At 62.6% G+C, this 17,707-nt stretch carries 17 protein-coding genes; 12 read left to right on the top strand and 5 right to left on the bottom strand.

What is annotated here, in order from left to right; all coding sequences use genetic code 11:
* The first annotated feature begins 98 nt into the window (after positions 1 to 98).
* Both OHL11_RS07435 and OHL11_RS07430 read left to right on the top strand, forming a co-directional pair.
* Positions 99 to 695, top strand: coding sequence for a Dps family protein (locus OHL11_RS07435; protein WP_263370866.1), 597 nt, complete (start codon positions 99 to 101; stop codon positions 693 to 695).
* A 172-nt stretch (positions 696 to 867) separates the two neighbouring features.
* Positions 868 to 1,869 (top strand): VTT domain-containing protein, encoded by a 1,002-nt coding sequence (locus OHL11_RS07430; protein WP_263370865.1) that lies wholly within the window; start codon positions 868 to 870, stop codon positions 1,867 to 1,869.
* On the opposite strand, the gene OHL11_RS07425 is transcribed toward OHL11_RS07430, so the two are convergent.
* A complete protein-coding gene (locus tag OHL11_RS07425) occupies positions 1,847 to 2,608 on the bottom strand; it encodes an energy transducer TonB (RefSeq protein ID WP_263370864.1) in 762 nt (253 codons plus the stop codon). The genes OHL11_RS07430 and OHL11_RS07425 overlap by 23 nt on opposite strands.
* Positions 2,609 to 2,725: 117 nt before the next feature.
* Between OHL11_RS07425 and OHL11_RS07420 the strand changes: the two genes are divergently transcribed.
* From OHL11_RS07420 to OHL11_RS07375, 10 genes are all read left to right on the top strand, one after another.
* Complete coding sequence (locus tag OHL11_RS07420; RefSeq protein WP_263370863.1) at positions 2,726 to 3,940, top strand: acyltransferase family protein; 1,215 nt, start codon at positions 2,726 to 2,728, stop codon at positions 3,938 to 3,940.
* Positions 3,941 to 3,950: 10 nt separating this feature from the next.
* Positions 3,951 to 5,537, top strand: a complete 1,587-nt coding sequence (locus OHL11_RS07415) for a UbiD family decarboxylase (protein ID WP_263370862.1) — start codon at positions 3,951 to 3,953, stop codon at positions 5,535 to 5,537.
* Positions 5,538 to 5,578: 41 nt separating this feature from the next.
* The gene (mtnP, locus tag OHL11_RS07410; RefSeq protein ID WP_263370861.1) at positions 5,579 to 6,442 is read left to right on the top strand and encodes an S-methyl-5'-thioadenosine phosphorylase; all 864 of its coding nucleotides are present in this window, start codon (positions 5,579 to 5,581) and stop codon (positions 6,440 to 6,442) included.
* Positions 6,443 to 6,585: 143 nt separating this feature from the next.
* On the top strand, positions 6,586 to 7,515 hold the full coding sequence (locus OHL11_RS07405) for a PfkB family carbohydrate kinase (RefSeq protein ID WP_263370860.1): 930 nt from the start codon (positions 6,586 to 6,588) through the stop codon (positions 7,513 to 7,515).
* A 161-nt stretch (positions 7,516 to 7,676) separates the two neighbouring features.
* A complete protein-coding gene (locus OHL11_RS07400; RefSeq protein ID WP_263370859.1) occupies positions 7,677 to 9,386 on the top strand; it encodes a hypothetical protein in 1,710 nt (569 codons plus the stop codon).
* A gap of 45 nt (positions 9,387 to 9,431) precedes the next feature.
* Positions 9,432 to 10,199 carry an MgtC/SapB family protein gene (locus OHL11_RS07395; protein WP_263370858.1) on the top strand — a complete coding sequence of 256 codons (768 nt, stop codon included), beginning with the start codon at positions 9,432 to 9,434 and terminating at the stop codon, positions 10,197 to 10,199.
* 3 nt (positions 10,200 to 10,202) lie between these two features.
* A complete protein-coding gene (gene dapF, locus OHL11_RS07390; protein ID WP_263370857.1) occupies positions 10,203 to 11,012 on the top strand; it encodes a diaminopimelate epimerase in 810 nt (269 codons plus the stop codon).
* 86 nt (positions 11,013 to 11,098) lie between these two features.
* Entirely contained in the window at positions 11,099 to 11,989 is an 891-nt protein-coding gene (locus tag OHL11_RS07385; RefSeq protein ID WP_263370856.1) for a S66 peptidase family protein, read from the top strand.
* Complete coding sequence (mpl, locus tag OHL11_RS07380; RefSeq protein ID WP_263370855.1) at positions 11,990 to 13,426, top strand: UDP-N-acetylmuramate:L-alanyl-gamma-D-glutamyl-meso-diaminopimelate ligase; 1,437 nt, start codon at positions 11,990 to 11,992, stop codon at positions 13,424 to 13,426.
* Between the two features lie 7 nt (positions 13,427 to 13,433).
* Positions 13,434 to 14,126 carry a lysophospholipid acyltransferase family protein gene (locus OHL11_RS07375; RefSeq protein ID WP_263370854.1) on the top strand — a complete coding sequence of 231 codons (693 nt, stop codon included), beginning with the start codon at positions 13,434 to 13,436 and terminating at the stop codon, positions 14,124 to 14,126.
* An 80-nt stretch (positions 14,127 to 14,206) separates the two neighbouring features.
* Here the strand turns inward: OHL11_RS07375 and OHL11_RS07370 are convergent, their stop codons facing one another.
* The 4 genes from OHL11_RS07370 to OHL11_RS07355 all read right to left on the bottom strand — a co-directional run bounded on the left by OHL11_RS07370 (position 14,207) and on the right by OHL11_RS07355 (position 17,554).
* Positions 14,207 to 14,908, bottom strand: a complete 702-nt coding sequence (locus OHL11_RS07370) for an SPOR domain-containing protein (RefSeq protein ID WP_263370853.1) — start codon at positions 14,906 to 14,908, stop codon at positions 14,207 to 14,209.
* Between the two features lie 2 nt (positions 14,909 to 14,910).
* Positions 14,911 to 15,573: a hypothetical protein gene (locus OHL11_RS07365; RefSeq protein ID WP_263370852.1), complete on the bottom strand. Its 663-nt coding sequence runs from the start codon at positions 15,571 to 15,573 to the stop codon at positions 14,911 to 14,913.
* A 63-nt stretch (positions 15,574 to 15,636) separates the two neighbouring features.
* Positions 15,637 to 16,026, bottom strand: a complete 390-nt coding sequence (locus OHL11_RS07360) for an NfeD family protein (protein ID WP_263370851.1) — start codon at positions 16,024 to 16,026, stop codon at positions 15,637 to 15,639.
* 4 nt (positions 16,027 to 16,030) lie between these two features.
* Positions 16,031 to 17,554 (bottom strand): tetratricopeptide repeat protein, encoded by a 1,524-nt coding sequence (locus OHL11_RS07355; RefSeq protein WP_263370850.1) that lies wholly within the window; start codon positions 17,552 to 17,554, stop codon positions 16,031 to 16,033.
* Positions 17,555 to 17,707 lie beyond the last annotated feature (153 nt).

Raw genomic sequence — 17,707 nt, 5'->3', positions numbered from 1 at the left:
CAGGAACACGGAAACGCGAGAGCTTCGGCTCTCGCGTTTTTCTTGTGCAAACTTCGCCGCAGGATTTCGCATCCTAGCTTGGAGAGGAGATTTAAACCATGGCAGTCGCACTTAAGAAGGTTGAAGGCAAGAAAGATTTTGTCACCGAGAACTGGCACCAGAAGGCCCGCGAAATTCAGAAGTGGGGCGACGTGGTGCAGGATCTCCCGCATCGTTTGGACGCGAAGGTTCGCGCCGACATGTGTAAGAAACTCAACCAGCTCCTCGCTGACTCCATCCAGCTTCGCGACATGTACAAGAAGCACCACTGGCAGGTCGCAGGGCCGACCTTCATGCAGCTCCATCTGCTCTTCGACAAGCATTTCGAGCAGCAGGTAGAGATGGTGGATACGATCGCAGAGCGCATCCAGCTGCTTGGCGGCGTCTCGATCGCGATGGGCGGCGACGTGGCTGAAGTCACGAAGATCCCCGCTCCGCCGCGCGGACGCGAAGAAGTGCCGGTGCAGATTGCTCGTCTGCTCGAGGCACACAAGACGATCATGCAGGACTGCCACGATATCGCAGAAGCTGCAGATGAAGCGGGCGACGACGGCACCAACGATATGGTCGTCTCTGACATTCTGCGCGGCAATGAGCTGCAGAGCTGGTTCATCGGTCAGCATCTCGTAGACATGCCGCTCACCTACGCGGAGTAGTCGAAAGCGACTGGAATTGGCAAAACGAGACACAACGCAACGGCCGCCGAGGATATTCCTCAGGCGGCCATTGCTTTTGCGTTGGCGTGAGCCGACAATTCCGATAGGTGTCGCATCCTGTTCACACGTGGTGCATCTACACCCATAGAGGGAATTGCAAATGAGTTGGGCCATGCGGCTGTTCTTGCATCATGCTTACTCGGTCATCTTTGGCTGGGTGCTGATCGAACAGGCCGGTGTGCCGATTCCGTCGTTCCCGATCATGATCGCCGCGGGCACCATGTCTGCCGCGCACAAACTGCATGTTTCGTATTCGATCCTGCTGATCCTCCTCGCCTGCCTCGTTTCAGACTCGCTTTGGTACATGCTCGGCAAACGTTTCGGGACGCGGTTTCTGCAGCTTCTTTGCAAGTTCTCGCTCGAAGCCGACAACTGCGTTACGAACGCGCAAACCCGCGTCACCAAGCGTGGACCGGTCGTCCTGCTCTTCAGCAAATGGGTGCCCGGCCTGAACACGATGGCCGCACCCATCGCTGGTCAGGCACGCATTCCTTACGGCGAATTCCTCACCTATGACTTGGCGGGCACTTTGCTGTGGGCCTCAGCGTGGCTCTTCGCGGGCCGCTTCATCGGCGACCTTGTGCGCCGTTCGCATGAGTTGCTCGGTATGGGCGTGCGCCATGGCGCACCCATTATTTTGTTGCTCGTCGTCGCCGTGTTCACCTATCGCTTTGTGCGGTGGCGCCTGTTCCTCAACGAACTCCGCGGTCTACGCCTTGAGCCCGGCCAGCTGATGGCGATGATTGGCGACGCCGATCGCATCGGCAAGCAGCGCCCCTTCATCGTCGATCTCCGCCATCCGATCGATGTTCGTGATGACCCGCAGACGCTTCCCGGCGCTCTGCACATCCCGCCAGAAGAACTCGTTAAGTCCCGTGCGCTCATCCCGCAGGAGCGTGACATCGTGCTCTTTTGCACCTGCCCCAGCGAAGAGACCAGCGCTCGCATCGCGCTGCAACTTCGCAAACTCGGTGTGCGTAAGGTGCGTCCTCTGCGCGGCGGGCTGCAGGGCTGGCGTGACGCCGGCTTCCCGGTCGACGCCATCACACGCCCTGCAGCACCCCCAGCGACGCAGATCGTGGCGCTTCCCATCACTCCCGCAAACGGAAATTGATCTCGAAGGTCGCCTCGACCTCGGTCGGCTTGCCATTCAGCATGTACGGCCGGTATCGCGCGGTCCGCACGCCATCTACGGCTGCGGCCTGAAGCATTACCGGCCCGCTGACTGCGCGCGCATTCTCAACGCGCCCTGCAGCCGAGATCGTCGCGACCACACGCACTGTTCCGCTCTGTCCTGCGGCTTTTGCGATCGCCGGGTACACCGGCTGAATCGGCGCAAGCAGCAGCCCCGCAGAGACTCCGCTTGAAATCGCCGCATGGCTCACGGCCGACCCACCTCCGCCCGACGCCGGAACGACTGAGACGCCTCGCGGCCCGGTACCCACAGCACCTCCACGCATCACCGCGTTCAGCGCGTCGGTCGAGCCGTCCGCGCTCCCGAACGCCAGCGTCGGACTCGTCTGCGGCGGCAGATCGGACAACGGCGCAGGCGTCACACGGCCGATGACCGCATGGTTCAGCGTCTCCACCACCGGCCCTGCAGGGCCGTCAGCCATCCCGGTCATCACACGCACCCTCGGCATCTCTGGCGGATGCGGTGCAGGCGGCTGCGGCAACGGTGGAAGCTCCAGCGTCATCAGCTTGGGCAGCGTATTCAGCGTGGCCGGATGCAGCAACGGCACCGTCACAAGCGCCACCGCAATCATGGCTTGCAAACCGACCGACACGACCGCGGGCCAACGATTTTTCGGCCCTGTGGCAACGGCAGACTCCATCAACGAACTCTCAAACATGGCGCACCTCCGCGAATGAATCATCGAGGCGCATCTAGCGAGTGATGCGGATCTGCACGCTTAGACACCGCACCGTGTAACGTTGTTCCACACCGCAAGATCGGAGAAGATCAAAGAGTGAGCCTTGCCGCACAACACGAAGCGACCGAGCAGGTCGAGCAGCACATCAAGGGCCCGCGTCGCGTGCTCTCCGTCGACATGCTGCGCGGTATCACCATCGCGCTGATGATCCTGGTCAACGATCCCGGCGACTGGGGGCACGTCTTCCGCCAACTCGACCACTCCAAGTGGAACGGCTGCACGCTCACCGATCTCGTCTTTCCGTGCTTCCTCTTTGTTGTCGGTATCTCATCGGTCTTCTCGCTCGCCTCGCGTGCGGAAAAAGCAGGGAACCGCGGCAAGCTCGCGCACCACGTCGTCAGCCGCGCTGCACGTCTCTGGCTGCTGGCCTTCGTGCTGTCGTTCTTCCCACGCATGAACTGGACGGGCTTCCGCTTCTTCGGCGTGCTGCCGCGCATCGCCATCTGTTATCTGCTCGCGAGCCTGTTGTTGCTCTTCACGCGGAACCTGCGTGTGCTCGGCGGCATCGTGATCGCGCTGCTGGTGGGCTACTGGGCGATGCTGCGCTTCATCCCTGTGCCACACGTCGGTGCACCGGGCGACTGGATCGGCTTCCTCGACCCCGTCGATAACATCGCGGCCTACGTCGATCGAGCAGTCGTCACCTTCACGCAGCACTGGTTCTACACCGGCACGCTGTACCTGCGCACCAGCGACCCCGAAGGCGTGCTGAGCACGCTGGGATCGCTTGCGACAACGCTGCTCGGTGCCATGTGCGGCCTTATGATGCGCCGCCTCTCTTTCGAGCGCATGCGGCTGATGCTTATCAGCTTCGGCGTGCCGCTCGTGCTCGCTGGCCTTGCCTGGTCGCACTGGTACCCGCTGAACAAGAACCTCTGGACCGGCAGCTACGTGCTCTTCACCGCGGGCCTGTTCATGCTGACGCTCGCGTTCTGTTCCGTCCTGGTGGACGGTCGCACCGAGCGCTGGCCCATGTGGCTGCGTGTGAGTACGTGGCCGTGGTTCGTCTTCGGTTCCAACGCCATCTTCGCCTTTGCGTTCTCGAACGCGATCGTGAAGATCCTGCTCGCCGTTCGCTACTACGACGCCAACGGCGAAGCGCATAGCCTCTGGTCGAGCATTTATACGCACGGCTTCTCGCACCATCACTCCAACGAGTGGACCTCGCTGGCCTTCGGCATCGCGTTCGTCTGCTTCTGCTTTCTCCCCAACTGGGCGCTGTGGCATAAGCGCATCTTCCTGAAGATCTGAGGTAACTGCATTGCCGTTTGAATCTCTTCGTGACTGGATCGACGCGCTGGACCGCGCGGGTGAACTGAAGCGCATCAAAGCCGAGGTTTCGCCTGTGCTTGAGATGGGCGAGATCGCCGACCGCGCCGCCAAATCGGGCAAGGGAACCGCTCGCCCCGGCGGGCCCGCGTTGTTGTTTGAAAACGTGAAGGGCTACAAAGGCGCGCGCGTACTCATGAACCAGTACGGTTCCGAACGCCGCATGAAACTGGCGCTCGAAACCAACGACTTCGACGCTATCGCCGATCGCATTGACACGCTCCTGCACCCCGTTCCGCCCACCTCGCTGGTGGACAAGCTGAAGCTCCTGCCGAAGCTCGCCGAGATCGGTTCGTTCTTCCCCAAGGTCGTCTCCGCGAAGAACGCTCCGTGCAAACAGGTGATCCTGCATGGCGAAGATGTCGACCTGTTGAAGTTCCCGATCCTCACCACGTGGCCGGGCGACGGCGGCCCGTTCATCACGCTGCCCTGCGTGCACACCAAGGACCCCAGGACCGGCAAGCGCAACGTTGGCATGTACCGCATGCATGTCTACGACGGCAAGACCACCGGCATGCACTGGCAGCGCCAGAAGGTCGCCGCGGAACACTTCCGCGATCATCTCCGCAACGCCACCGATGACGTTCTCGGCGCGATCGACCTCATGGCCCACACCGCTGGTGGTACTACAGCCGCGCTCGATCCTGCGGCGACGCCGCAGCATGTCGTCACGAAGATCCGCGGCTCACGCATGGAGGTCGCCGTAGCCATCGGCACCGACCCCACACTGACCTTTGCCGCCGTTGTTCCCGCGCCGCCCGAGGTGGAGGAGTACCTCATCGCAGGCTTCCTGCGCGGCAAGCCCGTCGAGCTCGTGAAGTGCGAAACCGTGGACCTCGAAGTCCCCGCGCACGCCGAGATCATCCTCGAAGGCTATGTCGAACTCGGCGAGCTCCGCACGGAAGGCCCCTTCGGCGACCATACCGGCTTCTACACCATGGAGGACGAGTATCCGGTCTTCCACATTACCTGCATCACGCACCGCAAGGACCCCATCTACGCCGCCACCATCGTCGGCAAGCCGCCTATGGAAGACGCTTGGATTGCGAAGGCGATTGAGCGCATTTTCCTTCCGCTCATGAAGCTCACACTGCCTGAAATCGTCGACGTGAACCTGCCGTTTGAAGGCGTCGCGCACAACCTCATGCTCGTCTCCATCAAGAAGAGCTACGCGGGCCAGGCGCGCAAGGTGATGAACGGCATCTGGGCGATGGGGCAGGCGATGTTTACCAAGTGCATCGTCGTGGTGGACGAAGACTGCGACGTGCAGGACGTCGCGGAAGTCGTACTCCGCGTGGCGAACAACATCGACCCCGAGCGCGACATTCAGTTCACGCTCGGCCCGGTCGACACACTCGACCATGCCTCACGCCTGCCGAACTTCGGCAGCAAAATGGGCATTGACGCCACGCGCAAGTGGCCCGCCGAAGGCTTCACCCGCCGCTGGCCCCAGATGGTCGCGATGCCCGAAGCCGTCAAGCAGCGCGTCGCGAAGATCTGCAACGATCTCGGACTCTAAACGTATACTTACAGAGGCGCATCAGCGCAGGAGATTTGCAGTTGGCACAGGCAGAAATCGGCATCATTGGCGGCAGCGGCCTCTACGGCATGGCAGGACTCACCGACGTTCACGAAGAGAAGATCAGCACCCCCTTCGGCGACCCTAGCGACCCGCTCGTCTTCGGCACGCTCGAAGGCCGCAAGGTTGTCTTCCTCGCGCGTCACGGCAAGGGCCATCGCATCCTGCCCAGCGAACTCAACTTCCGCGCCAACATCTACGCGATGAAGGCCGCAGGCGTGAAGTCGATCCTCTCGATCTCCGCCGTTGGCTCGCTCAAGGAAGAGCACAAGCCCACCGACTTCGTCGTTCCCGACCAGTTCATCGACCGCACCTTCGCGCGCAATGCTACCTTCTTCGGCGAAGGCGTCGTGGGCCACGTCGCGTTTGGCGACCCGGTCTGCCACATCGTCGTGGACACCTTCGTGAAGGCTTGCGAAGAAGTTGGCCTCGTTGTGAAGCGCGGCGGCACCTACGTTTGCATGGAAGGCCCGCAGTTCTCCACGCGCGCCGAGTCGAACCTCTATCGCTCGTGGGGCGCGGACATTATCGGCATGACCAACCTGCAGGAAGCCAAGCTCGCCCGCGAAGCTGAGATCAGCTACGCCACGCTCGCGATGGTTACCGACTATGACTGCTGGTACGAAGGTCACGATGACGTGACGGTCGAGCAGGTGATCGCTGTAGCTCATCAGAACGCCGCGAACGCGCAGAACGTCGTGAAGGCCGCAGTTCGCCTGATGCCGACCGACCTCAGCGCATCGCCCGCACAAAGCGCCGCGAAGTTCGCCATCATGACCGACAAGAGCACTATCCCCGCCGAGACGAAGAAGAAGCTCGACGTGCTGTTCGGAAAGTACTTCTAAGCAGCTCACGCTCCTTACCTCGCTGTGAACCGCGCACGAGGTAAGGAGCGAAAGGGCACGATTTCAGTCGTGCCGTAATGCATCGGCGACGCCTGGGCTTTCGCTCCTGAGGTACGTCTGGTCAATCTCATCTAAGGATTCGCATGTCCATTCTCGTTGTAGGTTCAGTCGCGTTCGACTCGCTCGAAACGCCCAGCGGCAAGCGCGAGCGCGTACTCGGCGGCGCCGCCACTCACTTCTCGCTCGCTGCCAGCTTCTTCACTGACGTCCGCGTCGTCGGCGTCGTCGGCGAAGACTTCTCCGAAGCCAACGAAAAGGTGATGCTCGACAAGGGCATCGACACGCGTGGCATCGAGCGCGCCGAAGGCAAGAGCTTCCATTGGACCGGCTCCTACCTGAAGGACCTCAACGCCGCCGACACCCTCGCGACCGATCTCAACGTCTTCGCCGAGTTCGCGCCGAAGATCCCCACGGAGTACAACGACTCCGAGTTCCTCTTCCTCGCCAACATTGACCCTGTTCTTCAACTCGACGTTCGCAAGAAGATGGCGGGTGTGAAGATGGTCGCCGGCGACACGATGAACTACTGGATCGGCGCGCATCGCGAGAAGCTGCTCCCCGTCCTCAAGGAACTCGACGTACTGCTCATCAACGACGGGGAAGCCCGCCTGCTCACGGGTGAGTCGAACACGCTCCGCGCTGCCGAGAAGGTGCTCGAGCTTGGCCCCAAGACGGTCATCATCAAGTTCGGCGAGTACGGCTCGGCCGCGTTCTTCTCTGAGCGCAGCTTCGGCGACGGCATCAAGCGTGCGCCCTTCCGCGTACACACGCTGCTGCTCGACGAAGTCGTCGACCCGACGGGCGCAGGCGATTCCTTCGCCGGAGGCTTCTACGGCTACATCGCGTCGCAGGGCAAGCTCACGCCGGAGGTCTTCAAGACCGCCATGTTCTACGGCTCAGTCATGGGTTCGTTCGCCGTCGAGAAGTTCGGCACCGAGCGCCTCGAGAACACCACGAAGGCCGACATCGAAGCCCGCTTCCAGCAGCTCCGCGACCTCTCACATCTCTCGTAATTCAGCCAGAAATCGGGTGCCCCATGTCTCGATTCTGAGGCATGGGGTTGCAGGATCATTAGGACGCCGAAACCGCTGCGCCGGTCACTTTGTTCGTCATCCCCGCAAGGGGATATGCGTTTGAGCCACCAGTAATCTCTCAGGAACGGACGACTCTCACCATGCCGAAACGCCAGCGCAGACTTCGCCCCGGACGTCCGCTCCCCACGACGATGGAGGAACGCTTCACCTGGGACCCCGAGGCCGTTACCCCCGCTGACAAGCGCGAGATCTATCCGTTCTTCGCGCTCGGCGTCATCCTTGCCTTCGTTGCGCTCATCGTCTGCTACCGCAAGCAGTACATGCTGCTCTATGGCGATGCCGTCGCTCACCTCGGCATTGCGCGCCGCATCGTGGACGCGCATTACCCTGGCCTCGCGCAGCTCGGCGGAGTGTGGCTCCCGCTGCCTCATCTGTTGATGTTGCCGTTCATCAAAAGCATGGCGATGTGGCAGACCGGCTTCGCAGCGCTGCCAATGTCCATCGCGTCCTACGCTCTGTCAGTCACGGGCGTGTGGCGGCTCGCTCGCAGCCTAGTGCGTCCGCGCTGGGCGTTCGTGGCCACGGCGTTCTATGCGCTCAATCCGAACCTCCTCTATCTCTCCACCACTGCGATGACCGAGACGCTCTTCCTCGCGCTCTTCATCTGGACCGTCGTGGTGACGATGGAAGCCATCGCCGCCATGCGCGCAGGGAAGCCCTCCACCGCAAACGCGCGCATGATCGTCGCAGGCCTGCTCATCGTTGGTCAGGTCTTCACGCGTTACGACGGCTGGATTATCGGTGCAGTCGTCTGGCTTGTGCTCGCCATCGCATGGTGGCGCTCACCGCAACGCGCGAAGATGCAGACGAGCTTCATCGTCTTCACGCTACTCTGCGTCGCGGGCCCGCTCGTGTGGTTCTGGTACAACGCGCACTTCGAGCATGATTGGCTCGACTTCATGCGTGGCCCGTACTCGGCCAAGGCGATCGAGCGCAAGACTGCGCCTCCGGGCCAACACTATCGCGGATGGCACAACCCCGCCTGGGCGCTCCTCTTCTACCTCCGCACCGCGCAGGTGGACGCCGCCGCCTGGGAGACCGGCTTCGGCCTGCTGATCGCCTCGCTCTACGGCCTGTATGTTTCTGCCAGGCGCCGCGCAGTGCAAGCCGTCAGCCTTCGCGGTGAAACCGCAGCCGCGCTGCTGTGGGTTCCGCTGCCGTTCTACATCTACTCGATAGCCTACGGCTCGGTGCCGATCTTCATCCCGCAGCTCTGGCCGCACTCGTACTACAACGCACGTTACGGCATGGAACTCCTTCCCGCGCTCGCGATCTACGCCGCACTCGCCGGGGAAAGCTTCGAGCTGTGGTTCCGTGCTCCCGGCACTACGGTGCGCATACTGGCGGCGCGCTTCATTCAGCCCATCGCGCTGGTGCTCTGCGCGGGCAACTGCCTCTGGATGATGTACAAGATCCCCTCCGTACTGAAGGAAGGCATCGTCAACGCCAGCACTCGCGTGCCCTTCGAGCGTTCGTTGGCATCCGTTCTTATCGGCTTCGGCCCGGACGTGCCGGTGATGATGTCCACCTCGGCACACATCGGCGCTGTGCAGACCGCAGGTCGCAACCTCACCTCGATGGTGAGCGAAAACGACGAAGTGAGCTGGGAGAAGGGCCTCGCGGACCCCGCACACAACGCACAGTTTGTGATCGCGATGAAGGGGGACCCGGTCGAAGCTGCAGTGAAGGCGCACCCTGAAGGCTTGAAGGAACTCGAGGTGATCTGCACCTCGGGCCAGCCCTGCGCCACGGTCTATCAGAGCGAGCTCTACGCCGCGCCCACGCGGTAGAAGACGCGCGCACATCCGCACCCGCCGGTAGTATCCTCAACCTTGATGCAAACCGGCGTCCATCTCACGCTCACGCAACACCTTGTCCTCTCGGAAGAGTCGATCAAGCGGCTGTTGCTCGCCTGCCTTCTCGGCGGAGCGGTAGGCGTGGAGCGCGAACTCCGCCACAAGATGAGCGGCCTCCGTACGAACCTGCTCGTTTGCATGGCGGCTGCGCTCTTCACGGTCCTCAGCCCCATCATCGCGGGTGACGGCTCTACGAATAAAGGCCAGATCGCCTCGAACATCGTGCAGGGTGTCGGCTTCCTCGGCGCAGGGTTGATCCTGCATTATCGTTCGCGCATCCACGGCCTCACCAGTGCCGCCACGGTCTTTGTCGTCGCGGCGATAGGCATGGCCTGCGGCGGCGGCATGTACATGGAAGCTTGCATTGCGACCGTCCTTGTACTCTGCGCGCTGCAACTGGTTGGCGCGTTTGAAGGCAAGCTCGGCTGGCAGCGATATTCGATGATCTACGAGGTCCGCGCGGACGTTGCAGGCGCGCTTGCGGCTAATACGAGCGAGCATCGCGAAGATGAGCTTACCGCCGCCAGCGAAGCCGCGCGTCGCCGCATGATCGCAGCGGTCATGCATGTGCTCGACAGCGAAGGTATCCACCTCATCATCGACCAGCACGAGAATATTCCCGGTCTGCCGCGCATCTCGTTTCCGGTCATCGCGACGCGCAGCGTCCACCAGCGCTTGATCAACGATCTTCGCGCCAGCAATGCCACAGACACGGTCGTGACCTTCCGCGACCTGGAGGATGAATAAGTTTTGCGTACCATTCCGTTTGTAAAAGCCCACGCTCGCGGCAACGATTTTCTCGTCATCGACGAGGTGCATGCGAAAGGTCAACACGTCGCACTCGCGCAGAAGCTCTGCTCGCGCAACACCGGTATTGGTGCCGACGGCATTGAGTTCTTCGAGCGCCGCGACGACGGCACCATCTTCCTGCGTCTCATCAACGCCGACGGTAGCGAAGCCGAACTCAGCGGCAATGGAACGCGCTGCGTCGCCGCGTGGCTTGCGCAAAGCGAAGGCCTCGGCCACATCACTTTCGGCACGCATGGCGGCGATCGCGTCTGCAAACTCATCGAGCGCAAGGGCGATGAGTGGTGGATCGAGTCCGCGATGGGCGTGCCGCGCGTGATGCCGCGCACCATCGAGATCGAAGGCGTCGATGGCCCGATCGAAGGCGCGATGATCAACGTCGGCAACCCGCACTTCGTGCTCTTTCCACAGAACGAAGACTTCAGCTCGCATGGCATGACGTGGCAGCAACTCGGCTCGAAAATTGCGGTCGATCCGCTCTTCCGCTTCGGCACGAACGTGGAGTTCGTGCGCGTTCTCGGTCCGGACACCATCGAGTTCCGCATCTTCGAGCGCGGCTGCGGCCCCACGACGAGCAGCGGCACCGGCACCTGCGCTTCCTCCACTGCAGCGATTTCGCTGAAGGGCGTCGAGCGTTCGCTAACGGCTATCGCGCAAGGCGGCCCACAAACCGTCGTCTGGCCCGACAACGCCGCGCAGATGATGCTCACCGGCCCCGCCGAAATCATCTGCCAGGGCACGGTGGAGTTCTAGCCGCGATTGTGTGCCGCGTATCTCGATTTTTGAGATGCGAGTTTGCAGGATCTATCAGGAAGCCAACACTACTCAGGACGCAAATCATGTCACTTCGACAAGGAAGCCGCATCGCCATCATCTCGCCTGCATCTGCGGCGAATGAAGAGCGCATCGATGCAGGCATCGCCGCGCTTGCTGCGTGGGGCTACGAGCCGGTGCTGATGCCTGCAGCGAAGGCTCGCGGGCCGCTGTATTACGCTGGCCCACTGCGCGCCCGCCTAGACGATCTGCACGCCGCCTTCGCCGACCCAAGCATCGACGCCATCCTCTGCACACGCGGCGGATGGGGTTCCGCAGAGCTGCTCGAGCATCTCGACCTCGCGCTCATCGCGGCCAATCGCAAACCCTTCATCGGCTACAGCGACCAGACCTCGCTGCAGGCGTACCTCTGGAGTGCGTTGAAGCTGCCCACCGTCTACGGCCCCATGTGCGCCGCAGACTGGTCGCTCAGCCGAGGCGCGGACGAGACCACGTGGCGCGCTGTGCTCGAACGCACATGCCCGTGGCAGGTCAACAAGCATGACGGCATTCGTATGTTGCGCAGCGGTAGCGCACAAGGTCGCTTGCTCGGCGGCTGCCTCAGCATCCTCGAAGCAGGGCTTGGCACGCGCTATGCGCTCAAGCTCGACGAGCCGACCATCCTCTTCCTCGAAGACATCGGCACCAAGCCCTATCAGTGGGACCGTATGCTCCTCCACCTGCGCTACGCAGGCATGTTCGAGCGCGTCACCGGCATCGTCTTTGGCGACATGAGCGCCAACGTCGAGCCGAACGAAATGCCGCTGCTCGAAAACGCTCTGCTGCATGCGCTCTCGTGGTTCGACGGCCCTATCACCATCGGCCTTCGCTGCGGCCACGTAACCGGCGGCAACCGCAGCCTGCTACTTGGCGACTACGTCGCACTCGAAAACGACACCCTCAGGAGCGTCCTGTAAATGCAATCGAAGCACGTTCATCTCATCGGCATCTGCGGTACGGCCATGGCCTCACTCGCCGGCATGTTGCGCGAGCAGGGCCACAAGGTCACCGGCTCGGACACCGCCGCGTATCCACCCATGAGCGACCAGCTCCGCGCGATGGGCATTCCCATCATGGAGCCGTACGCCGCCGCGAACCTTGAGCCGCGCCCGGACCTCGTCGTCGTCGGCAACGCCATCTCCCGCGGCAACGCCGAGCTCGAAGTCGTCCTCGACCAGCGCATCCCGATGACCTCGATGGCGCAGCTCATCCACGATGAGTTCCTCGTCAACCGCGATCGCTTCGTCGTGTGCGGCACGCACGGTAAGACCACGACAACCTCGATGCTCTCGTGGATCTTCGAGGTGGCCGCGCGCAAGGACGCGAACTTCGCGCCGTCGTTCCTCATCGGCGGCGTCGCTGAAAACTTCGGCACCAGCTTTCGTGTGCGTCAGGAGACCAAACCCTTCATCCTCGAGGGCGACGAATACGACACCGCCTTCTTCGACAAGGGGCCGAAGTTCCTGCACTACTTTCCGGATGCTGCGATTCTCACCCACGTCGAGTTCGATCACGCCGATATCTACGCCGACCTCAACGCTGTGAAGACCGCGTTCAAGCGCATGGTGAACCTTATCCCCAAGCGTGGTCGCCTTATCGCGTACGACGCCAGCGAGAATGTCACCGAGTGCGCCGCCAAGGCCTTTTGCAAGGTCGAGCGCTATGGCTTCGCTGCCGAATCCAAGTGGCGCCTCAAGGAACTCCGCCACATCAACGGTGGCAGCGAGTGGGCACTCCACTGCGACGGTGAACTCTTCGCGAACCTCACGCTGCCGATGGCCGGTGAACATAACGCGCTGAACGCTACGGCCGCCGCCGCGCTTGCCGCAGGGCAGGGCATCGCGGTGGAGAGCATCATCGAAGCGCTTGCCACCTTCAAGAGCGTCAAGCGTCGGCTTGAAGTGCGCGCCGAGATCGACGGCATCACCATCATCGACGACTTCGCGCACCACCCCACGGCGATCCGCGAAACGCTGCGAGCTCTGCGTGCAAGCTACGCTGGGCGTCGCCTCGTTGCCGTGCTCGAGCCGCGCTCGAACACGCTTCGCCGCAACGTCTTCGAGAAGGAACTCATCGAAAGCCTCGCTGCTGCCGACGAAGTCGTTGTCGCCGGAGTCTTCAATATCGGCGCGATCCCCGAGCACGAACGCCTCGAGCCCGGCCACGTCGTCGAAGCGCTGAACAAGCGCGGCACGAACGCTTCACTCCACGCGGACGCCGATGAAATCGTTGCGTCCATCACTCCCACGCTGCGCTCCGGTGATGTCGTCGCCATCCTCTCCAACGGTGGCTTCGGCGGCATCTACGAGAAGCTTCCCGCAGCCCTTCGCGCCCGGACGTCGGCGGTATCCTAATTCGGTCATGTTTCGTACGTTGCTCATGGTCTCTGTCTTCATCGTTCTCGGCGTTCCCGCCGCGATCGTTGGCATCCCTTATTCGCTGATTGTCGGCAACACCCACCGGATGTACATCTGGGGCACCGCGATTGTGCGCCTTGGCCTGCGCGCTGCGGGCGTTCGTGTGCGCATCGTCGGCCTCGAGCATGTACCGCAAGGCCGCGGTGTCATCTATCTCTCGAACCACGTCTCGAACCTCGATCCGCCGATCAACATCGCGAACGTTCCCGGCGAGACTTCGTTCTTCCTGAAGAAGTCGCTGATGAACATCCCGTTGCTCGGCACCGCGATGAAGATGGGCAAGTTCATTCCCGTCGCGCGCGCGAGATCCATCGAGGACGCGAAACGAGCCACCGAGCTTGCAGGGGAGGCGCTGCGCAGCGGACACCACATCAGCATCTATCCCGAAGGCACACGCTCGCGCGACGGCAAGTTGCTGCCCTTCAAGAAGGGCGCGTTTTATCTGTCGGAAGCCACCGGCGCGCCGCTCGTGCCGATCATCATGCGTGGCACGCAGGAGCTGTGGCCGAAGGGCCAAACGTGGCTGAAGCCCGGTAACGTCACGATGGAATTCCTGCCCGCGATCTACCCCGAGCAGTTCGCCACGCGTGATGAACTGATGTCCGCCGCGCGCAGCATCATGGAAGCCGCCCTCTAGCTTCAGCCGCTAACACGAGGATCACCAGGCAAAGCAAAAGGCACGGCCGAAGCCGCGCCTTTTGCTTTGGACCAAATTCTCTACTTCACAATCGCGTTATATCCATCGGCCAGCAGGCGCTGCCGCATCGCATCCGCATCGTGCTTGCTGCCGAAGGGCCCCACCTGCACGCGCGTCAGGTTGTCGGTCGGCTCCGTGCGAGCGTAGACAGAGTACCCACGGCCGCGCAGCGCATTGACGAGCATGTCCGCGTCACCGCGATGCGACACCGCTGCGACCTGCACGATAAAGCTTCCACCAGGCGTTGCTGCAGGCATCGCCGCAGCGGGAGCAGGGCGTGCCGGAGCATTCGCTGTTCCCAGGTGCACAGGCGTCGGCTTCGGCTCTGCCGGAGCAGCCTCGGCCACACGCGGCGTCTCCGCCACAGGAGCATCATTCTGCGCGACGGGCGCGGGCTTGGGTGCGGCTACAGGAGCAGGCGTGCTCGTGGCCAGCGGCGTGCTGTTCTTCGCGGCCACTGCCGAGGAGCCGGAAGGCGATCCCGCCGAGGGCTTGAAGTTGTTGAACTGCGCGCCCGATCCGCTGTTGTCATCCCCGCTCGCCGTAAACTGCGGAACGGTCGCCTTCTTGCCGAGGTTGTAGCCAAAAGCGAAGAAGAGGCCACACACCAGCACGAGGCCAAAGAAGATCGCAAGGATCGTGCCGGTCGAGAGCGTGAGTTCGCGCTCGCGACCGGGCATCAGGTCGTCATCGTCATCCAGCAGATGGTGATGGCTGTTCATGGTTAGAAGCGGACGTAGATGTTGAAGTTCGGCTCGATCGACGACGTGCGCTTGTTGATCGTCAGGTAGTTCAGCAGGAAGTCGGGGGCCTTGTAGAACGCCTGGCGGAAGGCCACACGCGCGCCAAAGTGGCTATCGCCGAACTCCTTCTGCACGCCGATGTTGTAGTAGTACGTCGCGCGCCACTGCGTCGGCGAACTGTTACCGCCGCCCTTGGTGGGCTTGAAGCGCGTCGAACCCGCACCGACGCTGATCACCGGCTGCAGGCCGTAGATCTGCTGGCGCGGCGTCACGACATAGCCGAAGGTCTGCTCTGTGACGCCCGTCTGAATCTGCAGCGGATTCACGTTGAAGGTCTCGGTGTAACGCGCGTACGTTGCGTTGTACTCGATGCCGAAGTACGGCTTCGCGGTATAGCGCAACGTTGCGAGCAGGCCGGCAGTGTTACCGGCGGACTCGCTCACGGTCGCAGCCGGAAGCTCCGGCGCCTGGCGTGGACCAGAGACTGTGCTGTTGAACAGCGCCATACCGCCCAAGCTGAAGTCCATGCGCTCAAGGTACTTGGAGTACTTCGACGGCTGGGTATTGTCCTGCGCAAAGGCAGCGGGGGCAAACGATCCGGCGAGTACACCGGCAGCGAGCATGATACGGGCAAGGCGGTTCAACGTAGTGTGGCTCCAGCGCCAAATGTGCGCTCGTTTCAGTCTATCGCGTCCGAGGCCGCTGCTCTAGCGCAAAGCTTTGTTTCGTCGCGCCCGGGCGGTGATCTCGGCCAGCAGGGACGTCGCCACGGCAAGCACCGCCGCGCACAGAATCGCTACCCAGCGTGGCCCGATGGCGAGGAAAGCCCCGACCCAGAGCGCCGCCGCTATGCCGAAGAGCCAGCGCTTTGGCCAGCGAAAGCTCGCCAGCATCGCCGCAAACGCGGCTATCAGGCCGCTTACGTGCTCGGCGGCATCCTGCGACCGCATCACCGACGCCAGCGCGATCAGCACCGCGATCAGGCCGATCCCGCCCGGCAGCATCGATCCGGGATGGTTCGCTTCCCACGCGAGCAGAAGTCCGCCCACGGTGATCAGCAGCAGCGTCAACGCAGGAGCGAAGGGGAGGGGCAGCATCGGTTTATTGTGCGGGCTTCTGCAGGCTCATGCGCAATGCAATCGCCTGGGGGTTGTGCGGCTCGAGAGCGGTGGCATGGTTCACTGCCTCCACGGCCGCGGGCACGTTCTTCGCGGCGATCTCCAGGCGGGCGAGCACGAGATACGCCGGCACGTTCGGCTTCAGGCGAATCGAAGCCTGCGCTTCGTTGCGCGCCTCATCCTTCTGTCCGCTACGTTCGCGAATCTCGGCCAAACCCGCATGGGCTGCCGCGTTGGAGCCATCCGCCTCAAGCGCAGCGTTGTACTGCTGTTCCGCCTGCGGCAGCAGTCCCTGCTGCATGTAGCCTTGCGCGATCGAGTTGTGTTCGTTCGCTCGCTGCGCAGGCGGCAGCATCGCGAGACGCATGTCCTGCAGCTGGCTCAACTGGAACGCCGCCTGGCGGAAGCTTGCTTCCGAGTACGAGCGACGTACGCGCTCCGCCGGAGCGAAGGTCGGATCATTCGCGGGCAGCTTTGTGCCAGCGGGCACTGCAGCGATGCGCGAGCGCAGCGTGACGATGTCGCCGTCGGTGTTCTTCAGTTTCAGCGCGGCGTCGGCTTCGCGCAGCGCATCGGCCGTATCGCCGCGGCGGAAGAGTGAAACCGCGAGGTTGTAGCGGAAGTCCACGTCATTCGGATCGGCCTTCACCGCGCGGTCGAAGTACGCAGAGCCATCCTTGCCCTGGCGGGCCAGCGCCACACCGTGGTTGTTGAGCACCTCCGGCAGCGGCAGGCGGCTCTCGACGAAATCAAACGCCGTCGCAGCGCCGGTGTAATTGTTGTTGTTGATGCGCGCAAGGCCGAGGTAGAAGCCAGCCTCCAGCGACAGCGGATCGTCCTGCGGAACCTTCGCGAGCGTCGTCGCGGCTGCGGCGAAATCCTTGGCCGCATACTGCTCCTTACCCAGAGCCAGCAGGGCTGCCGCATAGTTCGGGCTGATGCTGACGGCTTCCTTCAGGCGCGCCAGACGATCATTCGGCGTCGGCGCGTTCGTGCCGCGGATGTAGTTTTCAAAAGCGGGCAAGGGAACTGCGCCCGGAGCGGCGAGAAAGGTCTGCTCGGCCACGTTCATCTTCGGGTCCATCGCGCGCGCGATCTTCCAGGCCACCGCGTTTTCCGCGTCGAAAAGCCGGTTCAGCTCAGCGGAGTCTTCTACCGCGGCTGAAAGCTTCAACGCGTTCACGGTGAGCACCTGCGACTGAATGCGGATCTGCTGGCCGACGACGTTGAAGCTGCCGATCACCACGTAGTTTGCGTCGAGCTGCTGCGCGATCTTGATCGTCGTCGCGCGCGAAGGACGGAAGTCCTTGGGCAGGCCAAGGTGATCGAGCGCGTAGCGGCGATCATCCTGCGAAATCGTAAGGAAACCCGAGGAGTTGAGGCGCTTGTCCAGCGTGTCCGGGAAGCTGTCGCCTACCCAGTTCAGCGAAGCGTTGCCGGAGCGGTTCTCAAACGGCAGCACCAGCACCACACGGCCTTCGGGCGCAGCCTGCGCGTACGCAGCCATGCCTGAGGCTATCCCCACAGAAACCAAAACTACCGATGCAAGTCGACGAACCATCCCGGCTAGTGTAGCTCTTTGCGGCGAGGGTTTAGGGGGAGCGAATAGGGTTTCGCAAGACTGCACCCTCGAGGGGCATCGATGCTACCCCGTGACGTT

The sequence above is a fragment of the Granulicella cerasi genome (genome assembly GCF_025685575.1).
Taxonomy (GTDB): Bacteria; Acidobacteriota; Terriglobia; order Terriglobales; family Acidobacteriaceae; genus Granulicella; species Granulicella cerasi.
Note: the sequence above shows the minus strand (reverse complement) of the source record. Positions and strands in the feature narration are given on the sequence as shown.